This window comes from Bradyrhizobium sp. CSA112, assembly GCF_029051645.1.
Lineage (GTDB): Bacteria > Pseudomonadota > Alphaproteobacteria > Rhizobiales > Xanthobacteraceae > Bradyrhizobium.
On record NZ_JAACFS010000016.1, the window covers coordinates 101,006 to 121,710 of the forward strand.

14 protein-coding genes are annotated in these 20,705 nt (G+C 61.7%); 4 read left to right on the top strand and 10 right to left on the bottom strand.

Going from position 1 to position 20,705, the window contains the following annotated elements:
• Window positions 1–5 precede the first annotated feature (5 nt).
• Window positions 6–3,194: a multidrug efflux RND transporter permease subunit gene (locus GWE18_RS24390; RefSeq protein WP_275188237.1), complete on the top strand. Its 3,189-nt coding sequence runs from the start codon at window positions 6–8 to the stop codon at window positions 3,192–3,194.
• 121 nt (window positions 3,195–3,315) lie between these two features.
• Here GWE18_RS24390 and GWE18_RS24395 read toward each other — a convergent pair whose 3' ends face one another.
• The 8 genes from GWE18_RS24395 to GWE18_RS24430 form a co-directional block, all read right to left on the bottom strand.
• Entirely contained in the window at window positions 3,316–4,149 is an 834-nt protein-coding gene (locus tag GWE18_RS24395; protein WP_275188282.1) for an ABC transporter ATP-binding protein, read from the bottom strand.
• Window positions 4,150–4,233: 84 nt separating this feature from the next.
• Window positions 4,234–5,553, bottom strand: coding sequence for an ABC transporter substrate-binding protein (locus GWE18_RS24400; protein ID WP_275188238.1), 1,320 nt, complete (start codon window positions 5,551–5,553; stop codon window positions 4,234–4,236).
• 105 nt (window positions 5,554–5,658) lie between these two features.
• The gene (locus GWE18_RS24405) at window positions 5,659–6,786 is read right to left on the bottom strand and encodes a branched-chain amino acid ABC transporter permease (protein ID WP_275188239.1); all 1,128 of its coding nucleotides are present in this window, start codon (window positions 6,784–6,786) and stop codon (window positions 5,659–5,661) included.
• 15 nt (window positions 6,787–6,801) lie between these two features.
• The gene (locus GWE18_RS24410; protein ID WP_275188240.1) at window positions 6,802–7,731 is read right to left on the bottom strand and encodes a branched-chain amino acid ABC transporter permease; all 930 of its coding nucleotides are present in this window, start codon (window positions 7,729–7,731) and stop codon (window positions 6,802–6,804) included.
• Between the two features lie 10 nt (window positions 7,732–7,741).
• Window positions 7,742–8,527, bottom strand: a complete 786-nt coding sequence (locus GWE18_RS24415; RefSeq protein WP_275188241.1) for an ABC transporter ATP-binding protein — start codon at window positions 8,525–8,527, stop codon at window positions 7,742–7,744.
• Window positions 8,524–10,494: an AMP-binding protein gene (locus GWE18_RS24420; RefSeq protein WP_275188242.1), complete on the bottom strand. Its 1,971-nt coding sequence runs from the start codon at window positions 10,492–10,494 to the stop codon at window positions 8,524–8,526. Before GWE18_RS24420 ends, GWE18_RS24415 begins: the two co-directional genes overlap by 4 nt.
• A 250-nt stretch (window positions 10,495–10,744) precedes the next feature.
• Window positions 10,745–12,259, bottom strand: a complete 1,515-nt coding sequence (locus GWE18_RS24425; RefSeq protein WP_275188283.1) for an amidase — start codon at window positions 12,257–12,259, stop codon at window positions 10,745–10,747.
• Window positions 12,260–13,038: 779 nt separating this feature from the next.
• Complete coding sequence (locus GWE18_RS24430) at window positions 13,039–13,764, bottom strand: SAM-dependent chlorinase/fluorinase (protein WP_275188243.1); 726 nt, start codon at window positions 13,762–13,764, stop codon at window positions 13,039–13,041.
• A gap of 167 nt (window positions 13,765–13,931) precedes the next feature.
• On the opposite strand from GWE18_RS24430, the gene GWE18_RS24435 reads away from it, so the two are divergent.
• Window positions 13,932–14,132 (top strand): DUF2905 domain-containing protein, encoded by a 201-nt coding sequence (locus tag GWE18_RS24435; RefSeq protein WP_275188284.1) that lies wholly within the window; start codon window positions 13,932–13,934, stop codon window positions 14,130–14,132.
• Here the strand turns inward: GWE18_RS24435 and GWE18_RS24440 are convergent.
• Window positions 14,122–14,454, bottom strand: a complete 333-nt coding sequence (locus GWE18_RS24440) for a hypothetical protein (RefSeq protein ID WP_275188244.1) — start codon at window positions 14,452–14,454, stop codon at window positions 14,122–14,124. The two genes, GWE18_RS24435 and GWE18_RS24440, sit on opposite strands and share 11 nt — an antisense overlap.
• A gap of 318 nt (window positions 14,455–14,772) precedes the next feature.
• On the opposite strand from GWE18_RS24440, the gene GWE18_RS24445 reads away from it, so the two are divergent.
• Window positions 14,773–16,848, top strand: a complete 2,076-nt coding sequence (locus GWE18_RS24445) for an ATP-dependent helicase (RefSeq protein ID WP_275188285.1) — start codon at window positions 14,773–14,775, stop codon at window positions 16,846–16,848.
• Between the two features lie 181 nt (window positions 16,849–17,029).
• Here GWE18_RS24445 and GWE18_RS24450 read toward each other — a convergent pair whose 3' ends face one another.
• Window positions 17,030–18,826, bottom strand: coding sequence for a Rieske (2Fe-2S) protein (locus tag GWE18_RS24450; protein WP_342804289.1), 1,797 nt, complete (start codon window positions 18,824–18,826; stop codon window positions 17,030–17,032).
• 933 nt (window positions 18,827–19,759) lie between these two features.
• Between GWE18_RS24450 and GWE18_RS24455 the strand changes: the two genes are divergently transcribed.
• Window positions 19,760–20,626 carry a cytochrome c gene (locus GWE18_RS24455; RefSeq protein WP_275188245.1) on the top strand — a complete coding sequence of 289 codons (867 nt, stop codon included), beginning with the start codon at window positions 19,760–19,762 and terminating at the stop codon, window positions 20,624–20,626.
• Window positions 20,627–20,705: the final 79 nt, after the last annotated feature.

Here is a 20,705-nt window from a genome sequence, read left to right on the forward strand (position 1 = left end):
TAGCAATGAATCTCTCAAAGTTCTTCATCGATCGGCCGATTTTTGCCGGTGTGCTTTCGATCGTGATCTTCCTGGCAGGCCTGATCTCGCTCTTTGCGATGCCGATCTCGGAGTATCCGGACGTCGTGCCGCCCTCCGTGGTGGTGCGCGCGACCTACCCCGGCGCCAATCCGAAGGTGATCGCGGAGACAGTGGCAACGCCGATCGAGGAGCAGATCAACGGCGTCGAGAACATGCTCTACATGAGCAGCCAGGCAACCACCGACGGGGCGATGACGCTGACGGTGACGTTCCGCCTCGGCACCGATCCTGACAAGGCGACACAGCTTGTGCAGAACCGCGTGCAGCAGGCCGAGCCGCGCCTGCCGGCGGTAGTTCGCCAGCTCGGCATTATCACCAAGAAGAGCTCGCCCGACCTCACCATGGTCGTGCACCTGCTGTCGCCAAACAATCGCTACGACATGACGTATCTCCGCAACTACGCGGTGCTGAACGTCAAGGACCGCCTTGCGCGGATCGACGGCGTCGGTGATGTCCAGCTCTACGGTGCCGGCGACTACTCGATGCGCGTCTGGGTCGACCCGCAGAAGGCCGCCGAGCACGGCCTGACCGCAAGCGACATCGTGAGGGCGATCCAGGCGCAGAACGTCGAGGCCGCCGCCGGCGTGGTCGGCTCCTCGCCGAGCGTCAAGGGCATCGACCTTCAGATGTCGGTCAACGCCGAAGGCCGGCTCGCGAGTGATGAACAGTTCGGCGACATCGTGGTCAAGACCGGTTCGCGTGGCGAGGTGGTGCGGCTGCGCGACGTCGCGCGCATCGAATTAGGTGCGTCCGAATACGGCCTGCGCTCGCTGCTCGACAACAAACAGGCGGTGGCGATCCCGATCTTCCAGGCGCCGGGCTCCAACGCGCTCCAGATCTCCGACCATGTCCGCGCCACCATGGCCGAGATCAAGAAGAACATGCCCGAGGGCGTATCCTACCAGATCGTCTACGACCCCACACAGTTCGTGCGCTCGTCGATCGAGGCGGTGATCCACACGCTGCTGGAAGCGATCGCGCTGGTGGTACTGGTGGTCATCCTGTTCCTCCAAACCTGGCGGGCTTCCATCATTCCGCTCCTGGCCGTGCCGGTGTCGATTGTCGGCACATTCGCCGTGATGTACGTGTTCGGCTTCTCCATTAATGCGCTCAGCCTGTTCGGCCTGGTGCTCGCGATCGGCATCGTCGTCGACGACGCTATCGTCGTGGTCGAGAACGTCGAGCGCAACATCGAGGCCGGGCTGTCGCCGCGAGACGCCACCTATCAGGCAATGCGGGAGGTTTCCGGCCCCATCATCGCGATCGCACTGGTCTTGATTGCCGTATTCGTTCCCCTCGCCTTCATCTCCGGCCTCACCGGGCAATTCTACAAGCAGTTCGCGCTGACGATCGCGATCTCGACTGTGATCTCCGCGATCAACTCCCTGACACTGTCGCCGGCATTGTCGGCGTTGCTGCTCAAGGGCCACAATGAGCCCAAGGACAGGCTTACCCTCATTCTGGAAAAAGGGCTCGGCTGGTTCTTCCGCGGCTTCAACCGCGCCTTCACGCGCGCCTCGGAGAATTATAGCGGCAGCGTGTCCAAAGTGATCTCCGGCAAGGCGGCGGTGATGGGCGTCTATCTGCTCCTGATCGGCCTGACCGCCCTGCTCTTCCAGCAGGTGCCGAGCGGCTTCGTCCCGGGTCAGGACAAGCAGTACCTCGTCGGCTTCGCACGCCTGCCCGACGGCGCCACGCTCGACCGCACCGAAGAGGTCATCCGCAAGATGAGCGACATTGCGCTGACGCAGCCCGGCGTCGAGAGCTCGGTGGCGTTTCCCGGCCTGTCGATCTCCGGTTTCACCAACTCCTCCAACGCCGGCATCGTGTTCTCTACCTTGAAGCCGTTCGACGAGCGCAAGGATCCCGCGCTGAGTGGCCACGCGATCGCGGCCGAGCTGAACAAGAAATATGCCGGGATCCAGGAGTCCTTCATCGCCATGTTCCCGCCGCCTCCGGTCAACGGGCTCGGCACCATTGGCGGCTTCAAGCTCCAGATCGAGGACCGCGCGGGCCTCGGCTATGACGCGCTGAACGAGGCGACCAACGCGTTCATGGCCGCGATGCAGAAGGCGCCGGAAATCGCCGGCGTCTTCTCGAGCTTCCAGGTCAACGTGCCACAGTTGTTCGCCGACATTGACCGCACCAAGGCCTTGCAGCTCGGCGTGCCCGTGACAGAGGTCTTCAGCACGCTGCAGATCTATCTGGGCTCGTACTACGTCAACGACTTCAACAAATTTGGCCGCACCTATTCGGTCCGTGTGCAGGCCGACGCGCCGTTCCGCGCGCGGGCCGACGACATCAGGCAATTGAAGGTGCGCTCGTCTTCCGGCGACATGATCCCGCTCTCGGCGCTCTTGACGATTCGCCAGAGCGCTGGGCCTGAACGCGCGATTCGTTACAACGGTTTCTTGTCCTCCGACGTCAACGCCGCGGCAGCGCCCGGCTACTCCTCCGGCCAGGCTCAGGAAGCGGCGACGCGCACCGCCGCCGAAGTGCTACCGCCTGGCTTCGCCTTTGAATGGACCGACCTGACCTATCAGGAGTTTATCGCCGGAAACTCCGGCATCTGGGTTTTTCCACTCGCGATCCTCCTCGTGTTCCTGGTGCTGGCTGCGCTCTATGAGAGCCTGACCCTGCCCCTGTCGATCATCATGATCGTGCCAATGGGGCTGCTTGCCGCGATGTTCGGCGTCTGGATGTCGAAGGGCGACAATAACGTCTTTACCCAGATCGGATTGATCGTGCTGGTGGGATTGTCTGCCAAGAACGCGATCCTTATCGTCGAATTCGCGCGCGAACTGGAGTTCGCCGGTCGTTCGCCGATCCGGGCAGCGATCGAGGCAAGCCGCCTGCGGCTGCGTCCGATCCTGATGACTTCGATGGCATTCATCATGGGCGTCTTGCCGCTGGTGCTCTCGACCGGTGCCGGTTCGGAAATGCGCCGAGCCATGGGCGTCGCCGTCTTCTCCGGCATGATCGGCGTCACGGTGTTTGGCCTGTTCCTGACACCCGTGTTCTATGTTCTGTTGCGCACCGTCACGGGACTGAAGCCACTGACCAACCATTCCGCCAGTGTAGCGACCGGTCATGCGCCGGAGCCCGGTCGCTAATGCGGGGCACTATGGTCGAACGACGGACAGTGGTTGGCCGCGGCCAAACGTCGAGCGCCCATAGGCGCACCATCACCCCCCGCCGGCGCGATTCGTCGTTTTCAAGTTGAAGCAGCGAAACCTAAGCAAGCCAGCGTTTGCGCCGCTTGTAGTGCTTCACATCGCGGAATGATTTTCGCTTCTCCCCGGCGACGCCAAGATAGAACTCCTTGACGTCCTCATTTGCGGCGAGCGCCCTCGCCTCGCCATCCATCACCACGCGGCCAGTTTCGAGGATATATCCGTAGTTGGCGTATTTGAGCGCCATGTTGGTGTTCTGCTCGGCGAGAAGAAACGAGACACCTTCCTTGACGTTCAAATCCTTCACGATCTGGAAGATCTCTTCGACGATCTGCGGCGCGAGACCCATCGAAGGCTCGTCGAGCAGGATCATCTTCGGGCGCGACATCAGCGCACGGCCGATCACGCACATCTGCTGTTCGCCGCCCGACGTATAGCCGGCGGTCGCACTACGCCGCTCCCCGAGACGAGGAAAATAGGCATAGACTCGCTCCAGATCCCGCGCGATCGCGGCCTTACCGTCGGTCCGCGTGAAGGCACCGGTCAGGAGATTCTCTTCGACCGTGAGGTGAGCGAAGCAACGCCGTCCCTCCATCACCTGAATGCAGCCGCGCCGCACCACATCATTTGGTGACAGGGACTGCACTTCGACCCCGTCGAACAGGATCGAGCCCTTGGTGACCTCGCCGCGCTCCGCATGCAGCAGATTGGAGACCGCCTTCAGCGTCGTTGTCTTGCCCGCGCCGTTGGCGCCGAGAAGCGCGACAATTCCGCCTCGTGGCACATCCAGCGATACACCCTTCAACACGAGGATGACGTGACTGTAGACAACCTCGATATTGTTGACCGACAGAAACGGCGTTGCCGCTTCTGTCGCCGTAGAGGCCTTATGGATTGACACGCGGTCCTCTCCAACCGGTTGCAGCTTTCGAGAGATCCGGGAGGAGGCGAACTCTCCTCCCGGATCGCCGGGAAGTGTTCAGCTTTCTTTCGAGCAGTCGCGCGGCTGAATCTTCTTGTCCGCCGCATACTTCGCGGAAACTTCATCGACGAGCGGCTCGGTGTCGGATTGGTTGGCCGTGTACCAGTCGGAGATGACTTTCCAACCCTTGCCGTCCCATTGCTGCACGCGTCCGTCCCGCGCGCCCTCGTGGTCGGAGCAGGAAATCTTGATCGGCTTCAACATGCCCTCGAAGCCGAGTTCCTTGATCCGTGCATCCGAGAGGTTGAGGTTCTCCAGACCCCAGCGGACCTGCTCGCCCGTCAGCGGCTTCTTGCCGAACTTTTCCTGCGCCTTGCGGATCCCCTCCACGCCAAGCATGGCGTTCACCATCCCGCGGTTATAGAGAACCTCGCCGACCTTCTCAGGCTCCGATGCGCCCTTGCCCTTTGCGTAGACGTACTTCTCGATGTCCGCATGCACAGGGAATTTCCCTGCACCATGCTGAAGCATCAGCGACTTGTAGCCAGCGGCTTGATCGCCAGCGGGCGTTACATCCGGCTCCGCCCCTGACCACCAGACACCGATCATCTTGTCGCGCGGATAGGCAACGGCCGCGGCTTCCTTGACTGCGGTGCCGTTCATGACGCCCCAGCCCCAGACCAGGACATAGTCCGGCCGGTTCTGGCGGATCGCCAGCCATTGCGACTTCTGTTCGACACCGGGGTGCGTGACCGGGATCGGCGTAAACTCGAAGCCGTGCTTCTTTGCCAGCACCTGCAGCATCGGGATCGGCTCCTTGCCGTAAGGGCTGTCGTGATAGAGCAGCGAAATCTTCTTGCCTTTCAGCTTGTCGAAACCGCCGACCTCTTTGGCGATATGCTGGACCGCGATATCGGCCGCCGACCAGTACGTGCCGAGCAGCGGGAAGTTGTAGGAGAAGACGGCTCCGTTCTTGGAATCGGCGCGGCCATAACCCATCGTGATAATCGGGATCTTGTCGGTTGCTGTCTTTTCGGTGAGGGCGAATGTAATGCCGGTCGACAGCGGATTGATGAAGGCTGCACCGGTCGGCCCCTTGCCTTTGAGACGCTCGTAACATTCAACGCCCTTGTCGGTGGCATAGCCGGTCTCGCATTCCTCGACCAAGAGCTTGACGCCGTTGATGCCGCCGTCGCGCTCGTTGACAAGGTTGTAATAGTCGGCCACGCCGTTTGCGTACGGCACGCCATTCACGGCGTACGCGCCCGTTCGGTAGGATAGTATCGGGATGAACTGCTCGTTCTGCGCTGCAGCAGGAGAGGCGAACGCCCCGCCCGAAAGGATGGCTGCGGCCAGCATCAGTTTGTTGCGTAGCATGATTGATGTCCTCCTCTTTGAGCCCTCTTTTGTGTCGCGGGGCGTTGCTTCCTCACTCCTTCTACCAACGGCCGTCACCCGCGTGCGATCTCAGCCCATCGCTCTTCAGTAAGGAAACGGCCAAAGTCTGAGCTTCTCCTTGCCAATCGATATAAGCCGGGCAAACCCATGTGGCTCCTTGATGAGAAGATAGCAGATCAACGATCCAAAGATGATGAACTCCAGATGAGTAATCGTTTCCGTCGACAGCGGCACACCGAGCTGGGTTGGAATCAGGTTCAGCATGATCGGCAGAATGAGGATGAAGGCCGCACCGACGAACGAGCCCATGATCGATCCGAGGCCGCCGATGATAACCATGAACAGAAGCTGCAGCGAGCGGTCGATCGAGAAGGCGAGCGGCTCCCACGAGCCCAGATAGACGAACGCCCAGAGTGCGCCCGCCACGCCGACGATAAATGAAGAAACCGCGAAAGCCGTGAGCTTTGCATAGAGCGGCCGGATACCGATCAGCTCGGCGGCGATGTCCATGTCGCGGATCGCCATCCATTGTCTGCCGAGATTGCCGCGAACGAGGTTCTTCGCCAGAACCGCGAACACCGTTACGAAGATCAGGCACAGCATGTAGCGCTCGATCGGCGTGCCTACGTTCAGGCCGAAGAAATCCAGTGTCGGTGCATTGACCGACCCTGACGGCGCATAATTGGTGAACCACGCCACCCGCAGGAACACCCAGTCGAAGAAGAACTGTGCTGCGAGCGTTGCGACCGCCAGATAGAGGCCCTTGATCCGCAGACTGGGAATACCGAAGAGGATTCCGGCAACAGCCGCCGTGAGCCCGCCGAGCAGAATGGCTAACAGTACGGGCAGCGGCGGGATCGAAACCGCGAAACCAAGCCACGCGAGCGGAATATGAACACCGGTCCCCAGCTTGTAAGCAGAATAGGCGCCGATGGCCATGAACGCGCCGCTGCCGAGCGAGATCTGACCGCAATAGCCGACAAGAATGTTTACGCCGATAGCGGCGAGCGCGAGGATCAGGAACGGCAGCAGAATGGCGCGAAGCAGATAGTCGCTGCCGAACGGCCAAATGTCGAGGTCGGCCAGCAGCGGCACGCCAATGAAGGCGATCCCGAGCAAGATGGCGAGCGCCATACGGTCCTGGCGGATCGGGAAGATCGCCATATCCTCCGCATAGGTCGTCTTGAATTGGCCGGCCTCACGATAAAGCACAACGAACTCCTCGTCTCAGATACGTTCGATGATCCGCTCGCCGAACAGCCCCTGCGGCCGTACGAGCAGCACCGCCAACGCCAGCACATAGGCGAACCAATATTCGATACCGCCACCAATATGAGCCCCCAGGAACACCTCGGCGATCTTCTCGCCCGCGCCCACAATGAGCCCGCCGGCGATGGCCCCTGGAACCGAGGTAAGGCCTCCGATGATCAGAACCGGCAAGGCCTTCAGCGCGAGAAACGTGATAGAGAACTGTACGCCCAGTTTGGTACCCCACACGGTCGCCGCAACCAGCGCAACGAGACCGGCAACAAGCCAGACCACGAACCAGATCCAGCTGATTGGAATCCCGACCGACTGCGCGGCCAGGTGATCGTCGGCAACCGCCCTGAGTGCGCGGCCGGTCTTGGTCCGCTCGAAGAAGATCGCAAGGCCTGCGACCAGAATGCCGGCGATAAGGCCGCCCCAGACATCCAGCTTGTTGACCAAAATCCCACCGGGAAAGAGATTTTCAAACAGGAACCAGGCGTCCGTCGGAAACAGTCGCAAAGGATACGCATCGGAACCGAAGATCATCTGCGCCGCACCCTCGAGGATGAATGTCACGCCGATGGTGGACATGAACAGCGTAAGGCCGTCCTGGTTGACAAGAGGTCCGATCACGAACCGCTCGATCAGCCAGGCGGTTATCGCCATGATCACGGCAGCGAAGCCAATGCCGAGGATGATCGCAGCCCAAAGCGGCAAACCCCATGCCACCAGCAGATCGAGCGAGCGAACCAGCGCAAGCCCGGCGAGCAAGACCATTGCGCCTTGCGCAAAATTAAAGACACCAGATGCCTTGAAGATCAACACGAAGCCGAGCGCGACCAGCGAGTACAGCACGCCGGACATCAATCCGCCGATCAGCACTTCGAGAAATTGACCCAACGCGATCACACAAAGCTCCTTAATGCGCAACGCCAAGATAGGCGTCGATCACGCCCTGATTCTTCTTGACCTCATCCGGGGTTCCGTCAGCGATCTTCACGCCGTGATCGAGCACTGCCACGCGATGGGAAAGATCCATCACCACAGCCATGTCATGCTCGATCAGCGCAATCGTCGTGCCGTAATGATTGTTGACGTCGATGATGAAGCGCGACATGTCCTCCTTCTCCTCGAGGTTCATGCCTGCCATCGGCTCGTCGAGGAGAAGAAGATCCGGCTCCATCGCAAGGGCGCGGCCGAGTTCGACGCGTTTCTGCAGGCCGTATGGCAAACGCGCAACCGGCACCTTGCGGATCGCCTCAATCTCCAGAAAATCAATGATCTCCTCGACCCGGTGCCGATGCTCGATCTCCTCCGCCAGCGCAGGGCCGTAGCGCAGCATCTGCCACAGAAGGCCCCGGCGCATCTTCAATGTGCGGCCAGCCATAATATTGTCGAGCGCGCTCATTCCCTTGAATAGTGCAACGTTCTGAAAGGTGCGCGCGATACCGCCCCGGGACGCCTCGAACGGCCGCATCTCGGCGCGGGTCCTTCCCTTGAAGGTGATGGCGCCGTGATTGGGGTGATAAAAGCCGTTGATGACGTTGAGCATCGAAGTCTTCCCGGCGCCGTTCGGTCCGATGATGGCGCGAATTTCACCTTTCCTGATGTCAAACGAAACGTCCCTCAGCGCTTTCACGCCGCCAAACGCCAGCGATACGCCCTCGACCTGAAGCAGGATTTCGCTCGTGTCCGGCATTCTCATGCGGCTCTCCCCAAAGGTTCCGCCGCACCAATTGTTTCCACGTCGCGGATCCTGACCCGTGCCGCGATCACGCCCTTGCGGCCGTCCTCAAAAGTGACCTCGGTGGAAATGTCGGCTTCAAGCGAACCGTCGTAGAGCGCCGTAACAAGCGGCGCATATCGCTCGGCGATGAAACCGCGGCGAACTTTCTGCGTGCGGGTCAATTCGCCATCGTCTGCGTCGAGTTCCTTATGCAGAATGAGAAAGCGGCGGATCTGCGCACCCGCCAGCACCCTTCCCTCCGCGAGAGAGCGGTTCACCTCGGCAACATCTTTCGCCACCATGTCATAGACCAGTGGATGCCCCGCCAGCTCCTGATAGGAACCGTACGCGATGTTGTTGCGTTCGGCCCAGTTCGCCACAGCGACCGGGTCGATATTAAGAAAGGCGCAAACGAAATCCCTGGAGTCGCCGTAAACGACCGCCTCCTTGATGTTGGGAAAGAACTTCAACTTGTTCTCGAGATACTTCGGCGCAAACATCGTGCCGTCGGCCAGCCGACCGACATCCTTCGCGCGATCGATGATCTTCAGGTGCCCGGTCTTCTCGTCGAAGAAACCGGCATCGCCCGTCTTGACGTAGCCGTCGGACGTCATGGCCTCCGCAGACTTCGCCTGATCCTTGAAGTATCCGACGAACATGCCCGGTGAGCGGAACTGCACCTCGCCCGTTTCCGCAATGCGGATGTCAACGTTCGGCGCAGCCGGGCCGACTGTATCGGAGTAGATCTCACCGTCCGGCTGGCAGGTAACGTAAAGGAACGCTTCGGTCTGACCGTACAGTTGCTTCAGGTTTAATCCGATCGAGCGGTAGAACGCGAATAGATCCGGACCGATGGCCTCACCTGCGGTATAGGCGACGCGCACGCGAGACAGGCCCAGAACGTTCTTGAGGGGCTCGTAGACTATCAAGCGTCCGAGCGCATAGAGCAGCCGGCCAGACAGCGGCACCGGCTTTCCGGTCAAAATCGGCTCGCCATACCGCCGCGCAATGCCAAGGAAGTAGTTGAACATGCGCCGCTTGAGGGCTGCAGCATCCTCCATGCGGATCATCACCCGCGTCAGCATGGCCTCGAATCCACGCGGCGGGGCGAAATAGAAGGTTGGTCCGATCTCGCGCCGATCCTGTTCGATCGTCTCACTGCTCTCGGGACACGCCAGGCAGAATCCAGCGACAATGCCCTGTGCATAATTGAGGTAATGATCACCAACCCAGGCGAGCGGCAGGTAGGCGAGCGCCACGTCCTTGTCGGTCAGGCTGTCGAACCTGACGGTGTCAGTTGCAGCGTCGATGCAGCCTCGCGCCGACAGCATGACGCCCTTCGACGCGCCGGTCGTTCCCGAGGTGTAGAGGATGATCGAGATGTCAGAACCTTCACCCTGCCGGATGAACTCATCGATCTGCCTGCCGAGCGCCGCGCTTGCCGTCAGCGCGGCGCGGCCGTCTTCAATGACATCGCGGATTGCGATCAATCGGTCGTGGTCGTAGTCATCGAGGCCACGCGTCTCGTCATGGACGACCTTGCGGAGATGCGGCACCCGGTCGGATACAGAAAAGACCTTGTCGACCTGCTCCTGATCTTGCGCCGCAACAAACCTCACGTCAGCGTGAGCGAGGACATAAGCAAGCTCGTCAGCCACTGCATCCGAATAGACCGGAACCGGAATCGCGCGCAGCACTTGCGCTGCCATCACCGTCCAATAGAGCTTCGGCCGGTTGGAACCAACGATGGCGATCGTGTCTCCCGGCTGCAGTCCAAGTCGATGCAAGCCCGCAGCGTAAGCGCGCACGATCTCTGCGACCTGGGCCCAGGTCCACGTCTGCCAGATGCCGAGATCCTTGTGCCGAAACGCAGGGCGACTGCTAAACTGCGCGGCATTTCGCGCCAGCAGCTTGGGGAACGTGTCAAACGATCCGCCAACGGCCATGTCGGTCTCTATCTAAAACCGGCACGTTGGTTCGCGCCTGCTTATTGTGACGCCGCCCCTTCGGGGAAGCAGCCATACGGATTCCGCATGCGTCCCTTACATTACAACGGATCGAAAGTCCTACAAGTTCCGGCTTGACCAACCCGAACCCGATGTCAGGGCGGCCCGCGTCGCTCGCCGGCTCGCGGGCCTCCTGTTTCCGAACCTTGGACCCCGGCGGTGCCGTTAGCCGACCATTCGCTGCTGCCGTCTACCCGACGATCTGGAACGCGTCAGCCGCACGCAACACCGTGCCGTCCTCCCAGTGGCGTCCGACCAGCATCATGCCAACAGGGAGCCCCGCCGACACGCCTGCCGGAACCGAGGCGGCAGGGTGGCCAGTGACGTCGAACGGGCAAGTGTTGGAGATCATTTCGAGTGCCCGCGCAACATAGTCCTCACGGCTCGCGTCCGGGGCCGGAAGTAGCGTGGCCTTCAAAGGTAACGTCGGCATGAGCAGGAGATCGACGCCTTTGAGTTGCTCGTCGTAGGCGGCGCGTAGCACACGCGCGAGGTTTTGGGCCTTCGCGTAGTAGCGGCCCTGGTAATTGTCCTGCATGTACTGGCCGAGCAGGACAACGAGCTTGACGGTCTCCGAAAGGTCGTTGGCGCGCACCCGCCGGCTCCGGCCGTAGAAGTCCAGCAGCGAAGTCGTGTAGTGCCCTTTCCAGTTGGTGCCCATGCTGTTGCCCGCGACCATCAGCGCGGTGGCGCCCTCGACGGCGATAGCATTCCAGATATGGATGCCGTCGCGGTGGAGAGGGATCGATACCTCGTTCACGGTTGCTCCCGCTCGCGTCAACCGCTGTGCCGCCTCGCGCACCATGGCGTCGACATCGGGCTCGGAATTGGGCCAGCCGAACCCTTCCTTAACGATCCCGATCCGCAGGCCGCGGGCGTCTCCGGTGAGCTGCTTGGTATAGGCTTCCGTACGCAGCCCCGCCGGTTGGCGCGGGTCGAGGCCGTCGGCCCCGGCGAGCACCTCGAGAAGCCGGGCGGCATCGCCGGCGGTACGGGCAATGGGCCCGGTATGATCAAGTGTCAATTCAATCGGGAAGACACCTGTGTAGGGCACAAGCCCGTGGGTTGGCTTGTGGCCAACCGCTCCGCAGAACGAGCTGGGAATTCGGATCGACCCTCCCTGGTCGCCCCCGATGGCCATGTCGCACTCGCCGGCGACGACGAGCGCCGCGCTGCCGCTGGAGGAGCCTCCGGCAGATCGCTTCGGATCGTGCGGATTGAGTACGGGGCCGGTGTCGGAGGTATGGCTACCGCCGGAGAAGCAAAGATGCTCGCACACGGCCTTGCCGACAATCTCCCCACCGGCATCGAGGATGCGGGTCACAATGGTCGCGTCCACGTCAGGGACGTAGCCCTCCAGCACGTTGGAACCGTTCATCATCGGGATGCCGGCGACGCACACATTGTCTTTGATGGCGATTTTCTTGCCCGCAAGAGGCCCCGAGGTTGCGCCTTTGATTGAGCACCTCCAGTACCAAGCGTTGAGCCGATTGTCCGAGGCACTTGGTCGGAACCCCGCGTCCCGCTGGTACTTCACCGCCAATGTCGGCTCCGCGAACTGGTCCAAGCGACGGTACGATGCCAGCACGCCGTCCATGAGGTTGCGAAACGACGTCAGATCGTCGCGGCTGAGATCCAAGTTGTAGGATTTAGCGATGCGCTCCAATTCACGCAGCGGTGGCTTGCGCAGAATCCGCGGCGCCATCGCCGCCGGGGGTGGCGCTTGCATGCCCGCCTCGGCGGCCGCACGAACGGGCGTTGTCGCCGCGGCGACAACGGTTGCTGCTGCGCCGGTCGCGCCAGCATGAAGGAAGCGACGACGCGAATAGTCTGGCGAGGCTCTCATAGCACATCCTCCCTCGACCAATGGGCTGACTTCTCAAATCCACCGCTCGCCCTAAAGTGTCGGGGACCGTCCGGTGGTCGGTAGCCGCGACGGTCACCAAGCGGAGGCCGCCGACGCTGCGGCCGGCGTGCCAAGCTGCAACATCACAATGAGTCCTTGCATCCGGACAGAGCTGAGGCGCAGCAGCCGCGTGGCGTCGGCACACGTAAGCCCGGCCGAGCGGATCGTGACGGCAATTAAGGCCTGTACTGGATGCTTCCGGCATCCTCGCGGACTGCGGAACGACGCGCCGTCCAGGAGCAGATTATCGCGCAGCCACCGGCGATCTTCAAGAGCGCTCGGCAGCCACGTCGCGGAGCACTTCGACCTTCGCGACACACGCACAGTCAAGCCACACGCGCGATGTCTCTTCGTGGCAAGCTTGAGAACTGCCGGAGACTTGCTTCAAAGCTCAGTCTTCGCGATTTCACTGCACCCGGTATTTGCTCATGTAGTGTTTGCGCAGGATCTTGCGGGTCTGCTCAGCAAGGCGCCTGTTAGCGCCAGCCTGCGGCTTGTCGCGGCGCTCCGGCGGCTTCGGCCGATGCGGGTGCTGTTTGGTCGAATGTCGCCTTCGAGTCAAAGCGGCAGGCCTTTGTTCATGTGATCTCGACCGGACTGCCGATGGCAAGACCGAGATCGCGGTCCGCCCGCCCCTGATTGACGGCAATTTCGGCAAGCCCGTTGGAGTTCTCATACCAGAAAGCCGCGCCTGGCGGCAGATCACTGAAGGTCCTCGCGCGGTCCAGAGCCCGACCCACCGCGGTGAGCCTTGCGCCGGGCGGCAGCATAGCCGCCCTCAGCCCGGTCATCGCATTGCCGTAGTGATCGACGTAAACGATCTCGCATAGGTCATCCGGCCAGTCTGCCCTGCGATCTGCGCCATCGCGACGTGGCCGGCCGGGGGGCGGGTCACCGCGCGCCAGCATGGCTGCCACCGGGGCGAAGAGGTCGCGCCCGTGAAAGCTGGCCGAGAGATGCTTCGGCTTCCAGTCGATGTTCCAGCTGCGCGTCTCTTGAGCTCTGCGCTGGATCAGCTCAAACAAGCCGTTGCCGGGACCGATATACCAGCGGCCGTCGGCCTCGAGAAAAATGGCTGGCCGCGTCCCGCCGACGCCGGGATCAACAACGCAGAGAAAGACAGTTCGTACCGGAAACCATGCGGCATAGGCCGCCAACAGATACGCCGATGCCCTGGGATTGCCGACCGGCGCATCGGCGAAGAGGTCGATAATGGGTATGCCCGGCGCCATCTGGTGCAGCACCGCTTTCATCTGACCCGTATACGGGCCGTGCAACCCAAAATCCGTGAACAGCGCAATCATGGTATCAACCTGCCCAAGTGCGTGTGTCCACTTCGCTCGAAAACGCTATACTGACCCATACGAGCCGTGCGACGGACGCGGTCACAGCAGGACGCCAAAACGCCAAATCCCGCTTGCTCTCCGTCAATCGGCTCACCCACTGTGATCGTAGGCTCGGCGCAATGTCGATCTCGCGTCTGCTCATCATCTTCGGCTTGTCGCTCGTTGCGCTTGGGCTGCTATGGCCAGTGATCAACAAGATCGGCTTGGGCCGGTTGCCCGGCGACATTGTCATCGAGCGCGACAACTTCCGCGTTTATATCCCGCTCGCAACATCGCTGCTGGTCAGCGCGATCCTTTCCCTGATCCTTTGGCTCGCTAACCGTTAGCCGTCGGCGCCTTTCGCTCCGGGTGGACGGCGCTCGGGAGCGTTCGCGGCCGGCCTGCCGGCAGCATCATCGTCTGCGCCGTGAGCAGCCACGGCATCCACATCAATCGTGTGGCCTGCGCCCAAAACGTGAAAGGGTTAGCTGCTTCGAACAAGGACCCGATCGCTTCGAAGGACGGTGTTGCCCTCAGGTTGATCGACATCTGCTCCCAATCACCATTCGGCGATTGCCGGTGAATAATGTCGATGTCGAGGCCGGGCAAACGAGCGCTTGCTCTCGTGGCATCGATATCGCTGTCTCGACTGTAGGTCTGCTCAGGCATCGGCCTTACCATCTCGTACACCGATTCATGCCGCGGCGCACCTACCTGCCGCGATCGGCTTGCTGATTATCGCTCATCATTCCCGGCAATGAAAGCTCGGAAAGTTGCTGCCACGACCATGGCCGGCCCCTTGCGGAAGGACAGAAAGTTGGCCGGGATTCGATATGACCAGCCTGCACCCTACCCTTGGATATCCGGGTGGCGCCGAAACACCATCCCACGCCGCTCCAGCTTACGTGGCAGCCGCGCCACCCCCGACCAGAGATCTAGGTTGCGATTACTGCAGGAATCAACGACCGTCGTTTAATTCCGACAATGATGGACCCCAAGGTGCAGACGGCCACCGGCTACCTCGAAACTCTCAATCCCGAGCAGCGGCGTGCGGTCGAGCATGGGGCCGCGGGGGAATTGGCAGCGCCACCGCTGCTGGTGATCGCTGGAGCAGGGTCCGGAAAGACCAACACCCTCGCCCATCGGGTCGCCCATCTAATCGTTCAGGGCGCCGACCCGCGCCGGATACTGTTGATGACGTTCTCACGGCGGGCCGCCTCCGAGATGACCAAGCGGGTCGAACGCATCGCGCGCAAGGTGATGGGCTGCAACGCGGGGGTCATGACGGACGCGCTCACCTGGGCTGGAACCTACCACGGCATCGGCGCCCGGCTGCTGCGTGAGTACGCCGAACAGATTGGCCTGGATCCCGCTTTTACGATTCACGATCGCGAAGACTCCGCGGACCTCATGAACTTGGTCAGGCATGAGAAGGGCTTCTCGAAGACCGAAAGCCGCTTCCCGACAAAAGGTACCTGCCTTTCCATCTATTCGCGCTGCGTCAACGCCGAGATGCCGATCGAGCAGATCATCGGCACGTCGTATCCATGGTGCGGAGGATGGGCCGCGGAGCTGAAGGAACTGTTTGCGGCCTACGTCGAAGCCAAGCAGAAGCAGAACGTGCTCGATTACGACGATCTCCTCCTCTATTGGGCGCAGATGGTCGGCGACGCCAACCTGGCCGACGACATTGGCGGTCGCTTCGACCACGTCCTCGTCGACGAGTATCAGGATACGAACCGCCTCCAGTCCTCGATTCTGCTGGCCCTCAAGCCCGGCGGCCGAGGCCTGACGGTGGTCGGCGACGACGCCCAATCGATCTATTCATTCCGCGCCGCGACCGTGCGCAACATCCTCGACTTTCCCGACCAATTCTCGCCGCCTGCGAGCATCATCACGCTCGACCGCAACTATCGATCGACGCAAACGATACTCGCCGCCGCCAACGGCGTTATCGGTCTCGCCAAGGAGCGTTTCACCAAGAACCTCTGGACCGAGCGCGCCTCTGCAGCGAAGCCGCAACTTGTTACCGTCCGCGACGAGGCCGACCAGGCACGTTTTATCGTCGAGCGCATTTTGGAGAACCGCGAGTCCGGCACGCTCCTCAAAGAGCAGGCCGTTCTGTTCCGGACGTCAAGCCACAGCGGTCCGCTTGAAATCGAACTCACGCGTCGGAACATCCCGTTCGTGAAGTTCGGCGGACTGAAGTTTCTTGACGCCGCCCACATCAAGGACATGCTGGCATTGCTGCGGTTCGTCGAAAATCCGCGCGATCGTGTCGCGGGATTCCGTCTGCTGCATCTGCTGCCTGGCATCGGCTCGGCAACCGCGCAGCGCGTGCTCGACCGTATGGCGGAGGCCGCCGACCCGATCGTCGCGCTCGCGGGCATCCCGGCACCACCGCGTGCTGGCAACGATTGGAAGAGCTTCGTCGAGACCTTAGGCAATCTCCGATATTCGGAATGGCCCGTCGATCTGGAGCGTGCGCGCCTCTGGTACGAACCGCATCTCGATCGCATCCACGAGGACGCCGAAACGCGGCGGGCTGACTTGCTCCAGCTCGAGCAGATCGCCTCCGGATATCCTTCGCGCGAACGCTTCCTGACCGAGCTCACCCTGGATCCGCCCGACGCGACCAGCGACCAGGCCGGCGTGCCGCTGCTCGACGAGGACTACCTCATTCTATCCACGATCCACTCCGCTAAGGGCCAGGAGTGGAAGTCCGTCTATCTGCTCAACGTGGTCGATGGCTGCATGCCTTCCGACCTCGGTGCCGGCACCTCGGCCGAGATTGAGGAGGAACGCCGACTGCTCTATGTCGCGATGACCCGTGCAAAGGACGACCTCCATCTCGTCGTGCCGCAGCGATTCTTTGTGCACGGCCAGCACGCGCAGGGCGATCGCCACCTGTATGCCTCGAGGACGCGGTTCATTCCCGAAAAGCTCCTCGGTCTGTTCGAGCGGATGGCCTGGCCGCTTGCGCCGGCCGGTACTGCGGCACGCACCGCTGGTCAGGGACCAAAGCTGGATATTGGCGCCCGCATGCGCGGTATGTGGCGATAGGCGAGATACGGTCGCCTCGCAGTTTGCCTTATATTTGGAAGGTCACCTCTTGGCATTACCTGACATGGCCAGTTTGCCGAACTGCTGATCGCTGTTGAACGTGACGACGCCGATCGACTGCAATGCCGGAATTCAAACGCGAACCGCCCGAAGACGGTTCGCCAGCGCTCAGCGCGTAACGTCAGGACGATGCCGCCTCTTGATACAGTTCGCCACCCCGCATCAAGCGCCGGGCGATGTCGGCTGTCTGCAGTGACGCGCGTTCGGTCGGTGAATGGGCCGCCAGATAGCGGGCGACCGCGATGAGGATGTGCCGGCCCTCATCCGTGGCGCCCCACACGTCGAATTGCCGGACTCCCGCCTCCAGCATCTGATACGCATGGAAGCCAGCATCTTCGCGCAGCACCGCATGCGCGAGCATGACGATCAGCGCCTGCGGCGAATGGCCGAGCGTGAGATGCCGTGCCACCAGGCGTGCGGCGAGATCGACCTGTCTCTGCCGGTCGAAGGCGTCAAGCAAGGCGGCGCCGATTGTCTCTGGATCCGCGGGCAGACCATCGAGCTGCTCGCCGCCGTCGCCCGGGATGCGCGCTGGCGGCACATTGAGATAGCGAGCAAGGTAGAGCGCCATCGCTCCGTGCAATACGCCGCGGAAGGCCGTAACGTGAGTGTCGACGTTGGCAATCCCGATCCGCGTCAGCATCTGGTGGACTGCGTTGGCGAAGGTGAAGACGTGATGCGCCGTCTCCCAGTCGGCGTACTCGTTGGCATTGCCGAAGCGCGCCACCCTGAGCGCTGCCGCGTACGCGAGGGATTGGCCAAGGTCAGCAGGAGCGGCACCAGCGCCGATCGCTTCCTTGAGCGCGTCAACAATCCTGGCCGGATTGTCACCGAGCAGCTCTTGAGCAAGCGCGGCATGGCCCGACCAGTCACGCGAGCCGCGTCCGGCAGCAAACAGGTCCGCGAGTTCGCTGGTTGATTCCTCACACAAGGCAACAAGGTCAATGGGCTGGCGCCAGGCAGTCGATTCCTCGGCACCGCGGGCCGCTACCATCTGACCGACGACTGTCGGCAGCAGAGCCGCCGCATGTTGCCAGCCGACCAGGTCGAGGCACTCGAATGCCTTGTTGATGAAGTCGAGCGAGTGCCCGGTGTCGGCGAACGCCCGCTCGGTCTCCGCAGAGAACAGGGCATCAGCGAGTTCAGCCGGGGAGAAGCCCGCCACAATCGCCGTGAGCAGCGTGCGCTCGGCCGCCTCGCGATGGCGCACTTTTGTCCAACGCCGCAGCCAGCGTTTGAGCGCGGCCGGATCCGGTCGGCTTCCAAGCGGCGCGCGTTCCCGCCGCGGTGCCTCGCCATCGCAGTCCGCCGCCACGCGGCGTGCGCCGTGGAACAGAGCGAGATAGGCGTCCTCGTCCGGCAGCACAGGCAGGAGATTGGCGAGTGCCGTAAGGATCGTAAGACCTGCGCCCCACCCGTCGCGATTTTGCGCCCCGAACAGCGCCACCTCCCGCACGATTTCGGTCTGCGGTACGCCCGCCGCGAGCTGACCATGGATGGCCTTGGCAATGACGAGGCCAAGATCGTGGGCGAGGCCGTTCGCAAGTTGCTGACGCCAGTGCGCGGCGGGATCGGCATGGGCGAATGTGGTCTTGACCCAGACGTCACCATTGCGCACCTCGACCGGGCATATCGGCACGTCGTCCGCCCATAGGTCGAAGGTGCAGCCGCTTTCGAGATCGAAGCGCGCGTGGTGCCAGTGACAGGTCAAGATGCCGTCCTCGACACTGCCGCGCTCGAGCGGGAAGCCCATGTGCGGGCACCGATTGTCGAGGGCGAAGACGCGCCCGCGGTCGTAGATGACGAGGATCGGACGATGGCTACCGTGCACAACGAGCCGCCCCTTGATCTTCAGCTCCTCAAGGCTGCCCGCCAGCGCAAATTCCCTGTTAGGCATGTCCATGAGCATACCTCCCATTGTCACCCTGGGGCCGCTGCAGCTACCTGCAGGTACTCCACAACATAGGCGCCCTCTCGCGCAAAGGCGAGAGAATGCCAGGTGGGGCTGCGCAAAAGGGCGCGAGCTGCCATGACGAGATGGCCCAAGGTACTTCAAAAATGCGCTACAAACGCTTGCACCTCTTCCAATCTTTCCGGCGATCCCGTTATGCTGTTTGACTATCAGTTGGAACGATCGGATGGAGCCGCGAAACGGCATGCTATACATCCCGACCAAGCAAACACCATGAAAGTTAGAAGTTAGAAGAGAGCTTGTTCATCATCACGTTCGTGAAGCGACGAGCTCCAAAGGTTGCGCGATGAAGGAGGCAATCAACTCAGCACCGTCGCGCCGCCATTTTTTTGGGCTAACATCAATGGCTGCGGCATCAGCTCTGGCTCCAGCGTGGGCCGAGCAGCCAGTACCAGCGGATTCGGCTACATCCCAGTATGGCTTCAAAAAATACCGGCTTGGCGAGGTCATCGGTACCCGTACCGAGGGAGCTGTCCTCGCTGCCACGGCATTCTTCATTGGTGGCAGTTTGCTGTTTGCTCGCGGTCGAGGACGTGCATGTCGATGGCGAGCGGCTGGAACGCGTTGGCGTCGCACCCACGATCGAAGTCCAAGCCGACCCTGACTCCATGGATCGCAGTGACCCTCAACTCAATCGCGCAGTCGCGGTCCTATCCGGGGTACAGCCTGCTGGCTCTTGTTCCGGAGAGCCGGACGTTAGCGAGGGCTGCCTCCTCGACGCGGCGCGCTTTTGGTCAAGAGCCCTTACGCAGTGGCCCACACGAGACGAGATTTTTTCGAAGAGTTGGGCTTCGCTGGTGGAGGAGTTGGGAATAGGTGTAACTCTGCGATAGTCGCATTGTGCGTCTACCATTGCCGCTTCCGAGGGATGTTTCGGATATGCCTACAACGATCGGGCTCGCTGTCACGCTAGCTTTCTCGCTGGTTGCTTTCACAATGCCAACATCGGTTTGGGCAACCGGTCCGACTTTGACGGTGTCAGCCGATGGCAGCGTCCAAATCTTCGATCGGGACGCGCTGCTTGCCCGCACGGATGTCGTCGAAATCACCACGTCGCGTGATGTCGCATACCGTACTCCTCGGACGTATCGAGCCGTGGCGCTCGCGAAGTTGCTTGAAGGAGTTGCCATTCCGCCCGATGCCGTGGTGGAAGCGGTAGCGCAAGACGGCTTCGTGACGCAACTCCCTCGCGATCTGGTGTACGCCAAAGACGGCATCGTCGCGTATATGGCAATCGAAGCCGCCGACAGGCCGTGGCCGCCAATTCCAGGTAAGGATAAGAGCGCAGGCGCCTTCTATGTCGTATGGCTCGGCGATCAAGCGTCATCCGTCCCAACCATGATGTGGCCCTACCAACTTGTCAGTTTATCGGTGCAAGACGCGCCAGCCAAGCGGTGGCCCTCGCTCGCGGTTGATCCCATGCTCCCTGCCCTCCATCCGGCGCGAGACGGGCAAACCCTCTTCGTGAACAAATGCTTCACATGCCACACGATGAACCACGCAGGATCGGCGTCGGCTGGCCCCGATCTGAATTTGCCGATGAACCCAACCGAGTACTTCACCGATGCCGGTTTGCGCGCGCTGATCCGAGATCCACGCTCGGTCCGGGTTTGGCCCGAGCAGCGGATGCCCAGCTTTGCCGAAGAGGACCTGAGCGATGAAGAGCTCGGGCTGATCTTGGCGTATTTGAATCACATGGCGGATAGGAAGAACCGAGCAACGGAGGGCGGAAGCAGCAAACGCTAAGTAAATTGTAAAACTCGAGCACGGTTAGCGACAATAATGGCGTAGTCGCTACCGAGAGGTGTCATCGCGTCGCAGACCG

Coding starts and splice junctions, on each gene's coding strand:
- GWE18_RS24390 (WP_275188237.1), top strand. CDS start 6: ATGAATCTCTCAAAGTTCTTCATCGATCGGCCGATTTTTGCCGGTGTG.
- GWE18_RS24415 (WP_275188241.1), bottom strand. CDS start 8,527: ATGAGAATGCCGGACACGAGCGAAATCCTGCTTCAGGTCGAGGGCGTA.
- GWE18_RS24445 (WP_275188285.1), top strand. CDS start 14,773: ATGGACCCCAAGGTGCAGACGGCCACCGGCTACCTCGAAACTCTCAAT.
- GWE18_RS24440 (WP_275188244.1), bottom strand. CDS start 14,454: ATGCCTGAGCAGACCTACAGTCGAGACAGCGATATCGATGCCACGAGA.
- GWE18_RS24420 (WP_275188242.1), bottom strand. CDS start 10,494: ATGGCCGTTGGCGGATCGTTTGACACGTTCCCCAAGCTGCTGGCGCGA.
- GWE18_RS24400 (WP_275188238.1), bottom strand. CDS start 5,553: ATGCTACGCAACAAACTGATGCTGGCCGCAGCCATCCTTTCGGGCGGG.
- GWE18_RS24425 (WP_275188283.1), bottom strand. CDS start 12,259: ATGGCGCCGCGGATTCTGCGCAAGCCACCGCTGCGTGAATTGGAGCGC.
- GWE18_RS24450 (WP_342804289.1), bottom strand. CDS start 18,826: ATGGGAGGTATGCTCATGGACATGCCTAACAGGGAATTTGCGCTGGCG.
- GWE18_RS24455 (WP_275188245.1), top strand. CDS start 19,760: ATGCCTACAACGATCGGGCTCGCTGTCACGCTAGCTTTCTCGCTGGTT.
- GWE18_RS24430 (WP_275188243.1), bottom strand. CDS start 13,764: ATGATTGCGCTGTTCACGGATTTTGGGTTGCACGGCCCGTATACGGGT.